The 14,398-nt window shown below is 73.7% G+C and carries 13 protein-coding genes and 1 pseudogene; 5 read left to right on the plus strand and 9 right to left on the minus strand.

Annotation, left to right across the window (positions count from 1 at the left end; all coding sequences use genetic code 11):
- The first annotated feature begins 8 nt into the window (after positions 1-8).
- Positions 9-872: a dioxygenase gene (locus tag JKP75_RS11130; protein ID WP_200491137.1), complete on the plus strand. Its 864-nt coding sequence runs from the start codon at positions 9-11 to the stop codon at positions 870-872.
- Positions 873-891: 19 nt separating this feature from the next.
- Here JKP75_RS11130 and JKP75_RS11135 read toward each other — a convergent pair whose 3' ends face one another.
- Positions 892-2,118: a 3-deoxy-7-phosphoheptulonate synthase gene (locus JKP75_RS11135; RefSeq protein WP_309229758.1), complete on the minus strand. Its 1,227-nt coding sequence runs from the start codon at positions 2,116-2,118 to the stop codon at positions 892-894.
- Between the two features lie 715 nt (positions 2,119-2,833).
- On the opposite strand from JKP75_RS11135, the gene JKP75_RS11145 reads away from it, so the two are divergent.
- Positions 2,834-3,475 (plus strand): FMN-dependent NADH-azoreductase, encoded by a 642-nt coding sequence (locus tag JKP75_RS11145; protein ID WP_200491136.1) that lies wholly within the window; start codon positions 2,834-2,836, stop codon positions 3,473-3,475.
- A gap of 60 nt (positions 3,476-3,535) precedes the next feature.
- Here the strand turns inward: JKP75_RS11145 and JKP75_RS11150 are convergent, their stop codons facing one another.
- From JKP75_RS11150 to JKP75_RS11165, 4 genes are all read right to left on the minus strand, one after another.
- Positions 3,536-3,766, minus strand: coding sequence for a hypothetical protein (locus tag JKP75_RS11150; protein ID WP_309229759.1), 231 nt, complete (start codon positions 3,764-3,766; stop codon positions 3,536-3,538).
- Positions 3,735-5,192: a class I adenylate-forming enzyme family protein gene (locus JKP75_RS11155; RefSeq protein ID WP_200493079.1), complete on the minus strand. Its 1,458-nt coding sequence runs from the start codon at positions 5,190-5,192 to the stop codon at positions 3,735-3,737. Before JKP75_RS11155 ends, JKP75_RS11150 begins: the two co-directional genes overlap by 32 nt.
- 261 nt (positions 5,193-5,453) lie before the next feature.
- On the minus strand, positions 5,454-6,218 hold the full coding sequence (locus tag JKP75_RS11160; protein WP_200493080.1) for a crotonase/enoyl-CoA hydratase family protein: 765 nt from the start codon (positions 6,216-6,218) through the stop codon (positions 5,454-5,456).
- Between the two features lie 144 nt (positions 6,219-6,362).
- Positions 6,363-7,136 (minus strand): SDR family NAD(P)-dependent oxidoreductase, encoded by a 774-nt coding sequence (locus JKP75_RS11165; RefSeq protein ID WP_200491134.1) that lies wholly within the window; start codon positions 7,134-7,136, stop codon positions 6,363-6,365.
- A 208-nt stretch (positions 7,137-7,344) separates the two neighbouring features.
- On the opposite strand from JKP75_RS11165, the gene JKP75_RS11170 reads away from it, so the two are divergent.
- Entirely contained in the window at positions 7,345-7,896 is a 552-nt protein-coding gene (locus tag JKP75_RS11170) for a TetR/AcrR family transcriptional regulator (RefSeq protein WP_200493081.1), read from the plus strand.
- A gap of 16 nt (positions 7,897-7,912) precedes the next feature.
- Here the strand turns inward: JKP75_RS11170 and JKP75_RS11175 are convergent, their stop codons facing one another.
- Genes JKP75_RS11175 through JKP75_RS11185 form a run of 3 tightly spaced genes read right to left on the minus strand, consistent with a single transcriptional unit; the run spans position 7,913 to position 12,531 of the window.
- The gene (locus tag JKP75_RS11175; protein WP_304504653.1) at positions 7,913-9,916 is read right to left on the minus strand and encodes an ABC transporter ATP-binding protein; all 2,004 of its coding nucleotides are present in this window, start codon (positions 9,914-9,916) and stop codon (positions 7,913-7,915) included.
- The gene (locus tag JKP75_RS11180; RefSeq protein WP_200491131.1) at positions 9,913-11,649 is read right to left on the minus strand and encodes an ABC transporter ATP-binding protein; all 1,737 of its coding nucleotides are present in this window, start codon (positions 11,647-11,649) and stop codon (positions 9,913-9,915) included. Before JKP75_RS11180 ends, JKP75_RS11175 begins: the two co-directional genes overlap by 4 nt.
- A 33-nt stretch (positions 11,650-11,682) precedes the next feature.
- Entirely contained in the window at positions 11,683-12,531 is an 849-nt protein-coding gene (locus tag JKP75_RS11185; protein ID WP_309229760.1) for a LysR family transcriptional regulator, read from the minus strand.
- Positions 12,532-12,636: 105 nt separating this feature from the next.
- On the opposite strand from JKP75_RS11185, the pseudogene JKP75_RS24595 reads away from it, so the two are divergent.
- Positions 12,637-12,747, plus strand: a pseudogene (locus tag JKP75_RS24595) (dehydrogenase); the annotation flags it as partial.
- A 109-nt stretch (positions 12,748-12,856) separates the two neighbouring features.
- A complete protein-coding gene (locus tag JKP75_RS11190; protein ID WP_255523351.1) occupies positions 12,857-13,369 on the plus strand; it encodes an SDR family NAD(P)-dependent oxidoreductase in 513 nt (170 codons plus the stop codon).
- Positions 13,370-13,384: 15 nt separating this feature from the next.
- On the opposite strand, the gene JKP75_RS11195 is transcribed toward JKP75_RS11190, so the two are convergent.
- Entirely contained in the window at positions 13,385-14,350 is a 966-nt protein-coding gene (locus JKP75_RS11195; protein ID WP_200491128.1) for an EamA family transporter, read from the minus strand.
- Between the last annotated feature and the right edge of the window lie 48 nt (positions 14,351-14,398).

The raw sequence follows: 14,398 nt of genomic DNA on the forward strand, positions 1-14,398 counted from the left end.
GATCCGCCATGACCCTGCCCTCGTCCCACCCCTACGCCGGCCACCTGGACCGGGTCGCCGCCGCGGGTCCGCAGACCCCGTGGACCCCGGCCGACGGCGCCCTCCCGGCGCTGTACCTCAGCCACGGCGCACCGCCGCTGCTCGAGGACACCGCCTGGATGACGCAGCTGTTCGGCTGGGCGCGGTCCATGCCCCGGCCGAGGGCGATCCTGATCGTCTCGGCGCACTGGGAGGCGGCACCGCTGAGCCTGTCCAGCACCGAGGCGAACGTGACGCCGATCTACGACTTCGGCGGCTTCGACCCGATGTACTTCCGGATGCGCTACGACACCCCGGACGCCTCCGCGTTCGGCGCCCGCGTGCTGGGCGCGCTCGGCGGCGGCACCGGGGTGCACCAGCAGCAGAACCGCGGCCTGGACCACGGCGCGTGGGTGCCGCTGAAGGTGATGTACCCCGAGGCCGACATCCCGGTCCTGCAGCTGAGCCTGCCGACGTCGGACCCCGACGAGCTGATCCGGCTGGGTGGACGGCTCCGGGCGCTGCGCGAGGAGGGCGTGCTGGTGATCGGCTCCGGGTTCACCACCCACGGGCTGCCGTTCCTCAGCCGGTCGGACTGGCTCGGCCAGACGCTGCCGGGCTGGTCGGCGGACTTCGACGCCTGGGCCGCCGAGCAGCTCGCCCGGGGCGATGTCGACGCGCTGGCCGACTACCAGCACCGGGCGCCGGGCATGCCCTACGCGCACCCCACGGTCGAGCACTTCACGCCGCTGTTCGTCACCCTCGGCGCGGCCACCGACCCGGAGGCCCCGCGCGACTTCGCGATCGACGGCTTCTGGATGGGACTGTCCAAGCGCTCGCTGCAGGTCGCCTGAGCCGCCCGGGCGGCCGGGGTCAGCCGAGCGCGCGCCGTGCCCGGGCCGCCCCGGCCAGCTCGGCCAGCATGGCCTCGGTGGTGGCCAGGTCGACGCAGGCGTCGGTGACGCTGCACCCGTAGACCAGCCGCTCGGGGTTGCGCTGGTCGAGGTCCTGCCGGCCCGCGACCAGGTTGCTCTCGACCATCACGCCGCGGATCGCCCGCTCGCCGCCGGCGATCTGCCCGGCGAGGTCGCGGACGACCTCGATCTGGCGCCGGTGGTCCTTCTGGCTGTTGCCGTGCGAGGCGTCGACGACGACCACCTCGGGCAGCCCGCGCGCGGCGAGCTTGGCCCGCGTCGCCGCGATGTGCGCCGCCGAGTAGTTGGGCCCGGCCTTGTCACCGCGGAGGATGACGTGGCCGGTGTCGTTGCCCGTCGTCGACAGCTGGGCGCTGACGCCGTGCGCGTCGACGCCGAGGAACTCGTGCGGCGCACGGGCGGCGACGATCGCCTGGATGGCGGCGTCGATGCTCCCCTCCGGGGAGTTCTTGAACCCGACGACGGACGAGAAGCCCGAGACCCGCTCGCGGGCGGTCTGGTCGGTGACGTTGCGGGCGCCGACGCCGTTGTAGGTGACCAGCCCGTTGACGTACTGCGGGGTGAGCGCGTTGAGCGGCTCGGCCGCGACCGGGACGCCGAGCTCGGTGATCCGGCACATGAGCATGCGGGTGGCGACGAGGCCGACGCTGATCCGGCTGGACCCGTCGAGGAACGGGTCGTAGGCGAACCCCTTCCAGTCCACCTCGGTGCGCGGCTTCTCGGTGTAGGTGCGCATGACGATCTCGAGGTCGGCGGCGTGCCGCTCGCGCATGCGGGCGAGGAAGCCGGCGTACTCCAGCGCGGCCGCCGGGTCGTGGATCGAGCAGGGGCCGGCGATGACGACGAGCCGGTCGTCGGCCCCGGTCAGCGCGTCGGCCACCGCGCCGCGGGCCGCCCGGGTGGTGGCCACGGAGGCCTCGGACAGCGGGACGACCGAGGCCACCGCCGCCGGGGTGACGACGACGCTCAGGCCGGTGATCCGCGCGTTCACCAACCCGGAGAGGTCGACCGGCGGCACGTCGGCGACCCCGAGCCGCTGGGCGACCTCCGGGAGCAGCTCGACCAGCGCGGCGTCGATCTGCGCGTTCACCCGCGTCTGGACCTCGACCAGCAGGTCGGCGATCCGCGTCGCCTCGTCCAGCAGCGCGTCGGGCACCCCGTCCACCGCAGACCTCCCGTTCGATCGGACGCGCCCCCGGATCCGGGGGCGCACGCACAGCATCGTCCGGTGCCCCGCGGCGGTGGACACCGGCGGGCCTCCCCGGCCGACCGGTCAGCAGTCGCCGGCCTCCCCGCAGGCCTCCGGCGCACCCTCGAGGACGGCGGCCGCGACGGCGCGGGCCGCCTCGCCGAGCGCCGCCGAGCTGTGCCGGCGTGAGGACGTCCACGACGAGCCGGCGCACCTCGCGGACGTGCCCCGGGGCGATGGCCTCGAGCTTCGCGAAGCCCTCGTCGGTCAGCCGGGCCTCGACGCGCCGACCACCGTCGGTGCAGGTCCGCCGCACCACCCAGCCCGCCCGCTCCAGGCGGGTGACGGCGTGCGAGAGCCGGGACAGCGAGCCCTGCGCCTGCTCGGCGAGCTCGCTGAGCACCAGGGTGCGGTCGCGGGCCATCGAGAGGCGGGCGAGCACGTGGTACTCGAAGGAGTTCACGCCGGCGTCCCGCTTGAGCTGGGCGTCGAGTGCGGCCGGCAACGTCATGACCAGCTGCATGAGGGCGGCCCAGTCCTGCTGCTGCTCGGACGACAGCCACAGGACGTCGCTGCCGCTCCCCCGGCCCGTGTCGGCACTCACGAGCCCATCGTACCGCCGCGCTTGAACATTCAAGTCCGACGTCCTACCTCCGGGTTGAACATTCAAGTCCGAGCCTCGAGGAACCCCATGACCCTGCTCCGCATCGACGCCTCCATCCAGGGGTCCCGCTCCGCCGGCAGCGCGCTCGCCGACCGCGTGCTCGACTCCTTCACCACCGCCCGCCCCGACGTCCCGGTCGTGCGCCGTCACCTCGGCGAGCAGCCCTTGCCGGCCACCGCCTGGGCCGACGCCGTCGCCGGCTCCTTCTCCCCCGAGGCCGACCGCAGCGACGCCCAGCGCGCGGCGCTCGCCCTGGCCGGCGAGGTCGCCACCGAGCTGCAGGACGCGACCGCCGCCGTCCTCGCCCTGCCGCTGTACAACTTCGGCGTCTCCCAGCACGTGAAGACCTGGATCGACCTCGCCCTGGCCGGCGCACCCCAGGGCACCCGGCTGCTGGAGGGGACGCCGACCGTCGCCGTCCTCACCCGGGGCGGCGCCTACGGTCCGGGCACCCCTCGGGAGGGCTGGGACCACTGCACCGACTACCTGCGGCGGATCCTCGTCGACATCTGGGACGCCGACCTCACGCTGGTCGAACGGGAGTTCACCCTCGTCGGGGTCAACCCCGCCCTCGACGAGTTCAGCGAGGTGGCCGCGCTGATGCGCAAGACGGCCGAGGAGGCCGCCACGGAGGCCGGCGCCGACCTCGCCGCCCGCCTCGCCGCCTGACACGGCTCGGGCCGGACCCCGCGGAGGGGTCCGGCCCGAGTACGTGCGGTGGTGCGGCGATCAGCCCTGCTGGGGCTCCAGCTCGCCGCGCAGCTCCCGCTTGAGGAACTTGCCGGCCGGGTTGCGCGGCAGCGCGGTGGTGCGGATGTCGATCACCGTCGGGATCTTGAACGAGGCGAGCCGCTCCCCCAGGAAGCCGACCAGCTCGTCCTTGGTCAGCGAGGCGCCATCGTTGAGCACGATGACGGTGGCGACCTCCTCACCGAGCCGCTCGTGGGGGACGCCGAGCACGGCGGCCTCCATGACGGCGGGGTGCTCGTAGATCGCGGCCTCGACCTGCGGCGCAGTACACGTTCTCGCCGCCCCGCAGGACCATGTCCTTGAGCCGGTCGTCGACGTAGACCAGGCCCTCGTCGTCGAGGTGCCCGATGTCACCGGTGCGCAGCCAGCCGTCCACGATCGTCTCGGCGGTGGCGTCGGGACGGTTCCAGTAGCCGCGGATGAGGTTGACGCCGCGGAACCAGATCTCGCCGCGCTCGCCGACCGGCAGCACCTCGAAGGTGGAGGGGTCGCGGATCTCGGCCTGCATCGGCAGCGGCACCCGGCCGGCGGCCATCGGCTTGTCCAGGGCCTCCTGCCCGGCGAGGCTCGGGCCGAGCGCGTTGGTCTCGGTCATCCCGTAGGAGAAGCCGGGGGTGGCCGCCTTGAACGAGTTGTCGATGTTGGCGATCAGCGCCGGCGGCGTGGGGGCACCGCCACCACCGACCGACAGCAGGCTCGAGGTGTCGAACTCGGCGAACCGGGGGTGCTGCAGCATGTCGATGCTCTGCGTCGGCACGCCGACGAAGGCGCTGAGCCGCTCGCTCTCGATGAGCTTCAGGGCCGCCTCGGGGTCCCACTTGTACATGATCGCGAGCTTCCGGCCGGCGACCAGCGAGCCCAGCATCACCGCGACGCAGCCGGTGACGTGGAACAGCGGGACGGCGAGGATCGCGCCACCGGGCGGGGCGTCGGGGTCCTCGGGCGGCGTCACCAGCGCGGCGACGGCGCCGCGGGCCAGGAAGCCCATGACGGTGTTGACCAGGGCCCGCTGCGTGGAGACCGCACCCTTGGGCCGGCCGGTGGTGCCCGAGGTGTAGAGGATCGTGGCGTCGTCCTCGGGGTCCACGGTCACGTCCGGCAGCGGCGTGCCGGTCACGACGACGTCCTCCCAGCGGTCCGCACCCTCGATCGGGGCGGAGGCCCGGACGACGACGGTGCGGGCACCCAGGCGGCGGGCGGAGGCGGCGGCGAGCGCGGCCCGCTGCTCGTCGGCGACGATGACGGTGGCGCCGGAGTCCTCGAGCGCGAAGTCGAGCTCGTCCTCGGTCCACCACGCGTTCATGGAGACGCTGATGGCGCCGATCGAGAGGATCGCGATGAAGGCCTCGACCCACTCGGGGAAGTTGCGCATCGCGATGGCGACCCGGTCGCCCTTCTGCACGCCGTAGCGCTCGACCAGGGCCGCGGCGAAGGCGTCGGCCTCGGCGAACGTCTGGTTGAAGCTGCGCCGCTCCTCGCCGAAGACGAGGTAGGGCGCGTCACCGTGGGCCCGGCAGAGGGCGAAGATCTCGCGCATGCTCGGCGGCGCGTTCTTGAAGATCTCGTAGGTCACGCCATCAGGCCGCGTCCACGGCGCGAGCTCGAACATCTGCCCGGGGCTGGTGACTTGTGCCACGGCCTCCTGATGACTCAACGACACGGGAACGACGCCTCCTCGGCGGATGGGCAACAGGACCGCCGAGTGACCCCGGCTACACCCGGACGGTTTCACACTCGAAGCATCGAGGGCAACAGGCCCCCCTCGGTGGCGTTTCTCGCGGGTCCCGGAGGGACGTCGACTCCCCTCCGGGAACGCGAACGGGGGCGCCGGCCGGCCAGGTACGGCCGGCCGGCGCCCCCGAGGGCGACCTGCCTGGTCAGCGCGTCCGGAACGCGGTCAGCGGTTCTTCCACTGGGGCGCGCGCTTCTCGGCGAACGCGGTGGCGCCCTCGCGGGCGTCCTCGCTGGCGAAGACCGGCGCGATGACCGATGCCTGCTCCTTCCAGCCCTGCGCGAAGGTCCAGTCCGGCGCGGAGCGGACCAGGTGCTTGGTGGCGGCGACGGCGAGCGGGCCGTTCGCCGCGATCACCGCGGCGAGGGCGCGCGCCCCGGCCAGCGCCTCGCCCGAGGGCGTGACGCGGTTGACCAGGCCGACCTCGGCCGCGCGGGGCGCGGAGATCGGGTCACCGGTCAGCAGCATCTCCAGCGCGATCGACTGGGGGATGCGACGGGGCAGCGCCAGGGCCGCACCGCCGGCCGCCACCAGCGACCGCTTGACCTCGGGGACGCCGAAGCGGGAGTCCTCCGCGGCGACGACGAGGTCGCAGGCGAGCAGCAGCTCGAAGCCACCGGCCAGCGCCCAGCCCTCGACCGCGCCGATGAGCGGCTTGCGCGGTGGGGTCTCGGCGATCCCGCACAGGCCGCGGCCCTCGATGCTCGGCGTCTCGCCGCGCATGAACGCCTTGAGGTCCATGCCGGAGGAGAACGTCCCGCCGGCGCCGGTCAGGATGCCGACCCGCAGGTCGTCGGAGGCGTCGAGCTCGTCGACGGCGGCCGCGACCCCCTCGGCGACGGCCCGGTTGAGGGCGTTGCGCGCCTCCGGACGGTTGATCGTGATGGTGAGCACGCCGTCCTGGCGGTCCAGGAGCACCTCGTCGGGCACAGCCTTCTCCTTCGGTGGGTTGGTCGTCGTTCCGCGATGTCGTGCGGTGGTGCAGGAGGGGAACGGGCGCCGGCCGCGGCCGCCCGGAGGCAGCCGGGCGGCCGGCGGCCCCGTTCCCCGCCGGAGGACGCCGTCAGGCAGGCGTCACTTCGGCTGGAGGCGCGCCCCGCCGTCGAGGCGGATGAGCTCGGCGTTCATGTAGCTGTTGGCCAGCACCTCGACGGCGAGGGTGGCGAACTCCTCCGAGTAGCCCAGGCGCTTGGGGAAGAGCACGTCGCGCTTGAGCTTGTCCTTGAACGCCTCGGAGGCCTCGCCCGAGCCGTAGATCGGGGTGTCGATCAGGCCGGGGGCGATCGTGTTCACCCGCACGCCGATGGCGGAGAGGTCACGGGCGATCGGCAGCGTCATCGAGACGACGGCGCCCTTGGACGCCGAGTAGGCGGCCTGGCCGATCTGGCCGTCGAGCGCGGCGACGGAGGCGGTGTTCAGGATCGAGCCCCGCTCGCCGTCCTCCAGCGGCTCGTTCTCGGCCATCGCGGTACCGACGATGCGGATGCAGTCGAAGGTGCCGACGGTGTTGATCTCGAGGACCCGGCGGAAGGTGTCGAGGTTGAACGCGGTCTCGTAGCCGCCGCGGCCGACGGTGCGGCTGGCCGAGCCGATGCCGGCGCAGTTCACCAGCACGCGGAGCGGGCCGAGGGTCTTGGCCAGCTCGGTGGCGGCGATGATGTCGTCGGTCTTGGTGACGTCGACGTGGGCGAATGCGCCGTCGATCTCGGTGGCGAGCGCGTTGCCCTTGTCGTCGGCGATGTCGGCGACGACGACCTTGGCGCCGCGGGCGGCGAGGGCGCGGGCGGTGGCCGCCCCCAGACCGGACGCGCCTCCGGTGACGATGGCGGACACATTCTCGAGCTGCACGGAGCACTCCCCTGGTTGGGACGACGGTGGCTGCGGGCGGCCGTCCGGCCCTGCGCGTGCAGGGACCCCGGCGGCCCGCCCCGGTGAAGCTAGCCAGCGCGGGCCATTTTTTGCAACGGTCCGTCGCAGAAAACCTCCGCGTCGTGCGACGCTGCCCCCGTGACCGGGACGACGAGCCGGTGGGCGACCGCGGGGGCTGAGCGAGCGGGTGCGCCTGGAGGTGCACGCCGCGGTCCGCCGTCTCCTGGTCGCCGAGGGTTACGCCGCGCTGCGGCTGGACGACGTCGCGGCGGCGGCCGGCGTGCACAAGTCCACCCTCTACCGGCAGTGGGCGACCAAGGGCCAGCTGGTGCGGGACGTGCTCGTCGCCGGCGAGCTGGAGCACTACCCGCGGGTCGACGAGGGCAGCCTGGCCGCCGACGTCGACGCGCTGGTCCGCGGCCTGGTCCGGCTGTTCCGGAGCCCGACGACCGTGGCGTTCGTGCAGACCCGCGCCACCGCCGACGACCCGGAGCTGCGGGCGGGGCTGCACGAGCTGGCCCAGCAGGACACCGCCTTCATGCGCCTGCCGTTCGACCGGGCGATCGACCGCGGTGAGCTCCCCCCGGACACCGACGTCGGCATGCTCGTCGAGCTGCTGGTCGCCCCCCTGCTCACCCGGGTCGCGGTCACGGGCCTGCCGATCGACGAGGAGTTCGGCCGCCGGCTGGCGGCCACCTTCCTCACCCTGGCGACCGCCGGTCAGGCGTCGGAGGCCTGAGCCCCCGCACCTCGGATCAGGTCTGCGCGCCGGCGAACTGCGCGTCGTAGAGCCGGAAGTAGGCGCCCTGGGCCGCCAGCAGCTCGTCGTGCCGGCCCTGCTCGACGATCGCGCCGTCCTCCATGACGAGGATCAGGTCGGCGTCCCGGATCGTGGAGAGCCGGTGGGCGATGACGAAGCTGGTCCGGTCGGTGCGCAGCGCGGCCATGGCCTTCTGCAGCAGCAGCTCGGTGCGGGTGTCCACCGAGCTGGTCGCCTCGTCGAGGATGAGCAGCGCCGGGTCGACCAGGAAGGCGCGGGCGATCGTGATGAGCTGCTTCTCCCCCGCCGAGACGTTGGAGGCCTCCTCGTCGATGACGGTGTCGTAGCCGTCGGGGAGGCTCTGCACGAACCGGTCGACGTAGGTGGCCCGGGCCGCCTCGAGCACCTGCTCGCGCGTCGCGCGCGGGTTGCCGTAGGCGATGTTGTCGAAGATCGTGCCGCCGAACAGCCAGGTGTCCTGCAGGACCATCCCGACCGCGGAGCGCAGCTCGGCGCGGCTCATCGTCGCGGTGTCGACGCCGTCCAGGGTGATCCGGCCGGCGCCGATCTCGTAGAACCGCATGATCAGGTTGACCAGCGTGGTCTTGCCCGCGCCGGTGGGGCCCACGATCGCCACGGTCTGGCCGGGCTCGGCCACCAGGGAGAGGTCGCGGATCAGCGGCGCGTCGGGCCGGTAGGAGAAGGCGACGTGCTCGAACGCGACCCGGCCGCGGCGGCTCGCGGGCACCGCGGGCACCGCGGGCACCGCGGGGTCCGGCGACTGCTCCGGGGCGTCGAGCAGCTGGAAGACGCGCTCGGCCGACGCGACGCCGGACTGCACCACGTTGGCCATCGAGGCCACCTGGGTGAGCGGCTGCGTGAACTGCCGCGAGTACTGGATGAACGCCTGGACGTCGCCCAGGCTCATCGACCCCGAGGCCACCCGCAGCCCGCCGACGACGGCGACCGCGACGTAGTTGAGGTTCCCGATGAACATCATCGACGGCATGATCAGGCCGGAGATGAACTGCGCACCGAAACTCGACTCGAGCAGCTCGTCGTTCTTCTGCCGGAAGGTCTCCTCGACCTCGCGTCGCCGGCCGAACACGCGGACCAGCTCGTGCCCGGTGAAGGACTCCTCGATCTGACCGTTGAGCGCGCCGGTGTGCCGCCACTGCGCGACGAAGTGCTTCTGGCTGCGCTTCGCGATCGCCCGCGTGAGCAGCACCGACAGCGGCACAGTGAGCAGCGCGATGAGCGCCAGCAGCGGCGAGATGACGACCATCATCACCAGCACGCCGACGACGGTGAGCAGCGAGGTCAGGAGCTGGCTCATCGTCTGCTGGAGGCTGGTCGAGACGTTGTCGATGTCGTTGGTGACACGGGAGAGCACCTCGCCGCGCTGCCGGCCGTCGAAGTAGGCCAGCGGCAGCCGGTTGAGCTTGGCCTCGGCGTCCTCCCGGAGCCGGTAGACGGTGCGCTGGACGATGCCGTTGAGCAGGTAGCCCTGCCCGTAGCCGAGCACCGAGGCGAACAGGTACACCGCGACGACGGCGAGCAGGACCGAGCCGAGCGCGGAGAAGTCGACGCCGGCGCCGGGGACGACGTCGTGGTTCTCGATGACGCCGGCCACGGTGCTGTCGCCGTCCGCGCGCGCCCGGGCGGCAGCCTCGGCCGGCGTGAGCCCCTCGGGCAGCTGCCGCCCGATGACGCCGGCGAAGACGACGTCGGTGGCGCGGCCCAGCAGCCAGGGGCCGATGACGTTGAGCGCGACGCTGAGCACGCCGAGAGCGAGCACGACCCACACGCCGAGCCGCTCGATGCGGAGCCGGCCGGCGAGCCGCGTGGCGGAGGGGACGAAGTGCGACGCCTTCTCGGCCGGCTGCCCGGCCCCCGCCCACGGCGGGCCACCGCCGCGCCGCTGGGTCGCCATGCCGCGGGCCGCCTCGGCGGTCTCGGCGTCCTGACCCCGGGCGTCGTCCTCCGTGGCCTCGCTCATGCCGCCGCCCCCTCGGTGCTGAGCTGGGAGGCGACGATCTCGCCGTAGGCGGCACAGGAGGTCAGCAGCTCCTCGTGCCGGCCGATGCCGACCACGGCGCCGTCGTCGAGCACCACGATCTGGTCGGCGTCGGCGATGGTGGAGACCCGCTGGGCGACGATGACGACGGTCGCGTCGGCGGTCACCGGCTTGAGCGCGGCCCGCAGGCGGGCGTCGGTACCGAGGTCGAGCGCGGAGAACGAGTCGTCGAACAGGTAGACCTCGGGACGGCGGATGAGCGCCCGGGCGATCGCCAGCCGCTGCCGCTGGCCGCCGGAGACGCTCGTGCCGCCCTGGGCGACCGCGGTGTCCAGCCCGTCGGGCATGGCGCGCACGAAGTCGGCGCCCTGGGCGACCTCGAGGGCGGCCCACAGCTCCTCGTCGGTCGCCTCCGGGTTGCCGTAGCGCAGGTTGCTGGCCACCGTGCCGGTGAACAGGTAGGGCCGCTGCGGGACCAGGCCGATCCGGCTCCACAACAGCTCTTGGTCCAGGTCGCGCACGTCCACGCCGTCCAGCCGGACGACGCCGCCGGTGGCGTCGAACAGCCGCGGGACCAGGGAGATCAGCGTCGTCTTCCCCGCACCGGTGCTGCCGATGACCGCGGTGGTGCGGCCGGGCGCGGCGGTGAAGGAGACGTCGGAGAGCACCGGGGCGCCGGCGCCGGGATAGCGGAAGGTCACCGCGTCGAAGACCAGTTCGCCGTCCGAGCGCTCGGGGGTGACCGGCGCCGTGGGCGGCCGGACCGAACCCTCGGTGTCCAGGACCTCGGCGATGCGGTCGGCGCAGACCGCGGCGCGCGGGATCATGATCGCCATGAAGGTGGCCATCATGACCGCCATGAGGATCTGCAGCAGGTAGGCGAGGAACGCCGTCAGCGCACCGATCTGCATCTGCCCTGCGTCGATCCGCCCGGCGCCGAACCACAGCACGCCGACGCTGGACACGTTGAGCACGAGCATGACGATCGGGAAGATCAGCGCCTGCAGCCGACCCGCGACGGTCGCGACGTCGGTGAGGTCGGCGTTGGCGCGGGCGAACCGGGCGACCTCCTGCGGCTCGCGCACGAAGGCCCGCACCACCCGGATGCCGGTGATCTGCTCGCGCAGCACCCGGTTGACCACGTCGATGCGCGTCTGGACGAGCTGGAACAGCGGCACCATCCGGCGGATCACCAGGCCGATGGAGACGACCAGCACCGGCACGGAGACGACCATCAGCCAGGACAGGCCGATGTCCTCGCGCAGCGCCATGACCACGCCGCCGACGCACATGATCGGGGCGGACACGAGCATCGTGCAGGAGAGCAGCACCAGCATCTGGACCTGCTGCACGTCGTTGGTGTTGCGCGTGATCAGCGACGGGGCGCCGAACGCGTTCATCTCCCGTGCCGAGAACGTGCCCACGCGCTCGAAGACCGCGGCGCGCAGGTCGCGGCCGAAACCCATCGCGGTGCGCGCGCCGAACCAGACGGCGCCGATCGAGCCGAGAATCTGCAGCAGCGTGACCGCGAGCATCCAGCCGCCGGTGCTGACGATGTAGCCGGTGTCGCCGCGGGCGATGCCGTTGTCGATGATGTCGGCGTTGAGCCGGGGCAGGTACAGCGAGGCGATGGTGCTGACCAGCTGCAGCCCGCCGACCGCGAGCAGCGGCGCCCGGTAGGACCTCAGGTGGTCACGGAGCAGCCGGAGCAGCAACGCGCGTCCTCTCGTTCGTTCTCGGCTGCCGGCTCACAGCCGGAGGGCGGTCTCGACCAGCTGCGCCACGGCGAGCGAGCGGCTGTGCGGCGGCCAGGCTATGACGGTGGTGACCGGCTGCGCATCGACGACCGGAACGGCGACGACGCCCTCGGGCAGCTGCGCCCGCACCGACTCGGGCACCACCACCAGCGTCCGGCCGAGGGACACGAGCTGGAGCAGCTGGGCGGAGTCGTGCACCTCGGGCCCGGGCCCGTCGGGGTAGCCCCCGTCCGGCCCGGGCCAGCGGGGGTGCGGCAGGTCGGGCACGCCGTCGAGGTCGGCGAGGCGCAGCCCCCGGCGCGTGGTCAGCGGGTGCCCGGCCGGCAGGACCGCGACCTGGCCCTCGGTGAGCAGCTCCTCGGTGTCGAGGCCGGCGACGTCGTCGAACGGCAGGTGCAGCAGGGCGACGTCGGCCCGCCCGCTGCGCAGCAGCCGCGTCTGCTGCCCCGGCCCGCACAGCTCCACCTCGATCCGGGCGGCACCCGGCTCGACGGCGTGCGCGGACAGCAGCTTGGCCAGCAGTTCGCCGGAGGCGCCCGCCTTGACCGCGAGGACGACGCCCGGCTCGCCGTCGGCGGCCAGCGCTGCCCGGCGGACCCGGTTCTCGGCGGCGTCGAGCGCGTCGAGGGCGGCGCGGCCCTCCTCCAGCAGGACCGCACCCGGTGCGGTGAGGACGACCGACCGGCTGGTGCGGGTCAGCAGCGCGACCCCGAGCCGGCGTTCGAGCCGGCTGATCGCCCGGGACAGCGGCGGCTGGGCGATGCCGAGCCGCTGGGCCGCCCGGCCGAAGTGCAGCTCCTCGGCGACGGCGACGAAGTAGCGCAGCTCCCGCGTGTCCACGACCCAGCGTAGCTCCGCTCGCGCCGTCATCCATACCCCCGCGGTATCGGTCGGTACCCAGGTGGTGTTGGACCCGCGGTCCTCCCCGGGCGCAGGCTCGATGCCATGACGGAGACGAAGAGTGCGCTGGTCACCGGCGCCAACAAGGGGATCGGCTACGAGATCGCGGCAGGCCTGGGCGCGCTGGGCTACACGGTGGGCGTGGGCGCCCGGGGCGAGGCCCGGCGGGAGGAGGCGGTGACCCGGCTGCGCGACGCCGGCGTCGACGCCTTCGGCGTCCCGCCTGGACGTCACCGACGACGGCAGCGTCGCCGCGGCCGCCGCGCTGGTCGAGGAGCGGGTCGGCGGCCTGGACGCGCTCGTGAACAACGCCGGGATCAGCGGCTCGCGGGAGCAGCTGCCGACGACGTCGGACCTCGACGTCATCCGCACGGTCGTGGAGACCAACGTTCTGGGCGTCATCCGGGTGACCAACGCGATGCTGCCGCTGCTGCGCCGCTCGCCGTCGCCGCGGATCGTGAACGTGTCCAGCGGGGTCGGGTCGCTGACCCGGCAGGTGGGCTCCGTCGGGAACGACTCCGCCGGGCCGGTGGCGGTCGCCTACTCCCCCTCGAAGACCTTCCTCAACGCGGTGATGCTGCAGTACGTCCGCGAGCTCGACGGCACGGGCATCCTCGTCAACGCCGCCTGCCCGGGCTACGTGGCCACCGACCTCAACGGCTTCCGCGGCGTGCGCACCCCGCAGCAGGGCGCGGCGACGCCGATCCGGCTGGCCACCCTGCCCGACGGCGGCCCCACCGGCGGCTTCTTCGAGGACGCCGGCGTCGTCCCCTGGTGAGCGGGGGCCGGGCGGTCAGGGGGTCTGCGCGCTGACCGGGTCGGGGACGACGGCGAGGGCCGGGTCGCCGGCCGGTCGCTCGCCGAGCCTCACCAGCACGATCCCGGCCAGGACGACGACGCCACCGACCAGCTGGACGGCGCCGGGCTGCTGCCCCAGCGCCAGCCACGCCGTCACGACCGCGAACAGCACCTCGCTCAGCCCGACGAACGAGCTCAGCCGGGAGCCGAGCAGGCGGACGGCGGCGATGCCGGTCGCATAGGCGAAGGCGGCCGTCACCAGCGCCAGGCCGAGGACGGGGACCAGCCAGCCGGTCGAGCGGCCGGCGAGCTCCACGTCGTCCGCCGTCGTCGACCAGGGCACGACGCGGATCAGCGCCGCCGCTCCGAGCAGCAGCGCGCCGACGGCCAGCCCGGCCCACGCGCTGACCAGCGGGGGCAGGGCGCCGTCGGACCGGGCGGAGAGCACGAAGTACGCGGCCAGGCCCAGCGCGGCCGCCAGGCCCCAGGCGATGCCGACGGGGTCGAGCCGGGCGCCGCTAGCGACGTCGAGCACGAGCACCAGCCCGGCGAGCGCCACGGCGACCCCGACGCCGGTGACCGCGCTGGGTCGCTGCCCGAGCCGGGCCCAGGTCCACGCCACCACCAGCAGGACGGCGGAGTACTCGAGCAGCAGCGCGACGCCCACCGAGAGGCGGGCGACCGCGGAGAAGAAGGCCAGCTGGGGCAGCGCGACGGCGAGCGCGCCGAAGGCCAGCACCGCGCGGGCGTTGGCGCGCAGCAGCGACCAGCGGCCGCGCAGCTGGAGGGCGGCCGGGACGGTCAGCGCCAGGGCGCCCAGGGCCATCCGGACGGCGGCGGTGGCCCCGGCGCTCCAGCCGGCCTCCAGCAGCGCCGCGGCGAAGACCCCGGACGTGCCGAAGGCCGCGGCGGAGAGCACCGCCAGCAGCAGTCCGAGCAGTCCGGTCCGTCGATCGAGCACGACCGGCGACCCTAGGAGGCCCGGACCGGCGGTGCGCCCACCGGGTGC

The sequence above is a fragment of the Blastococcus sp. TML/M2B genome (assembly GCF_016612865.1).
In the GTDB taxonomy this organism is placed as follows: Bacteria; Actinomycetota; Actinomycetes; order Mycobacteriales; family Geodermatophilaceae; genus Blastococcus.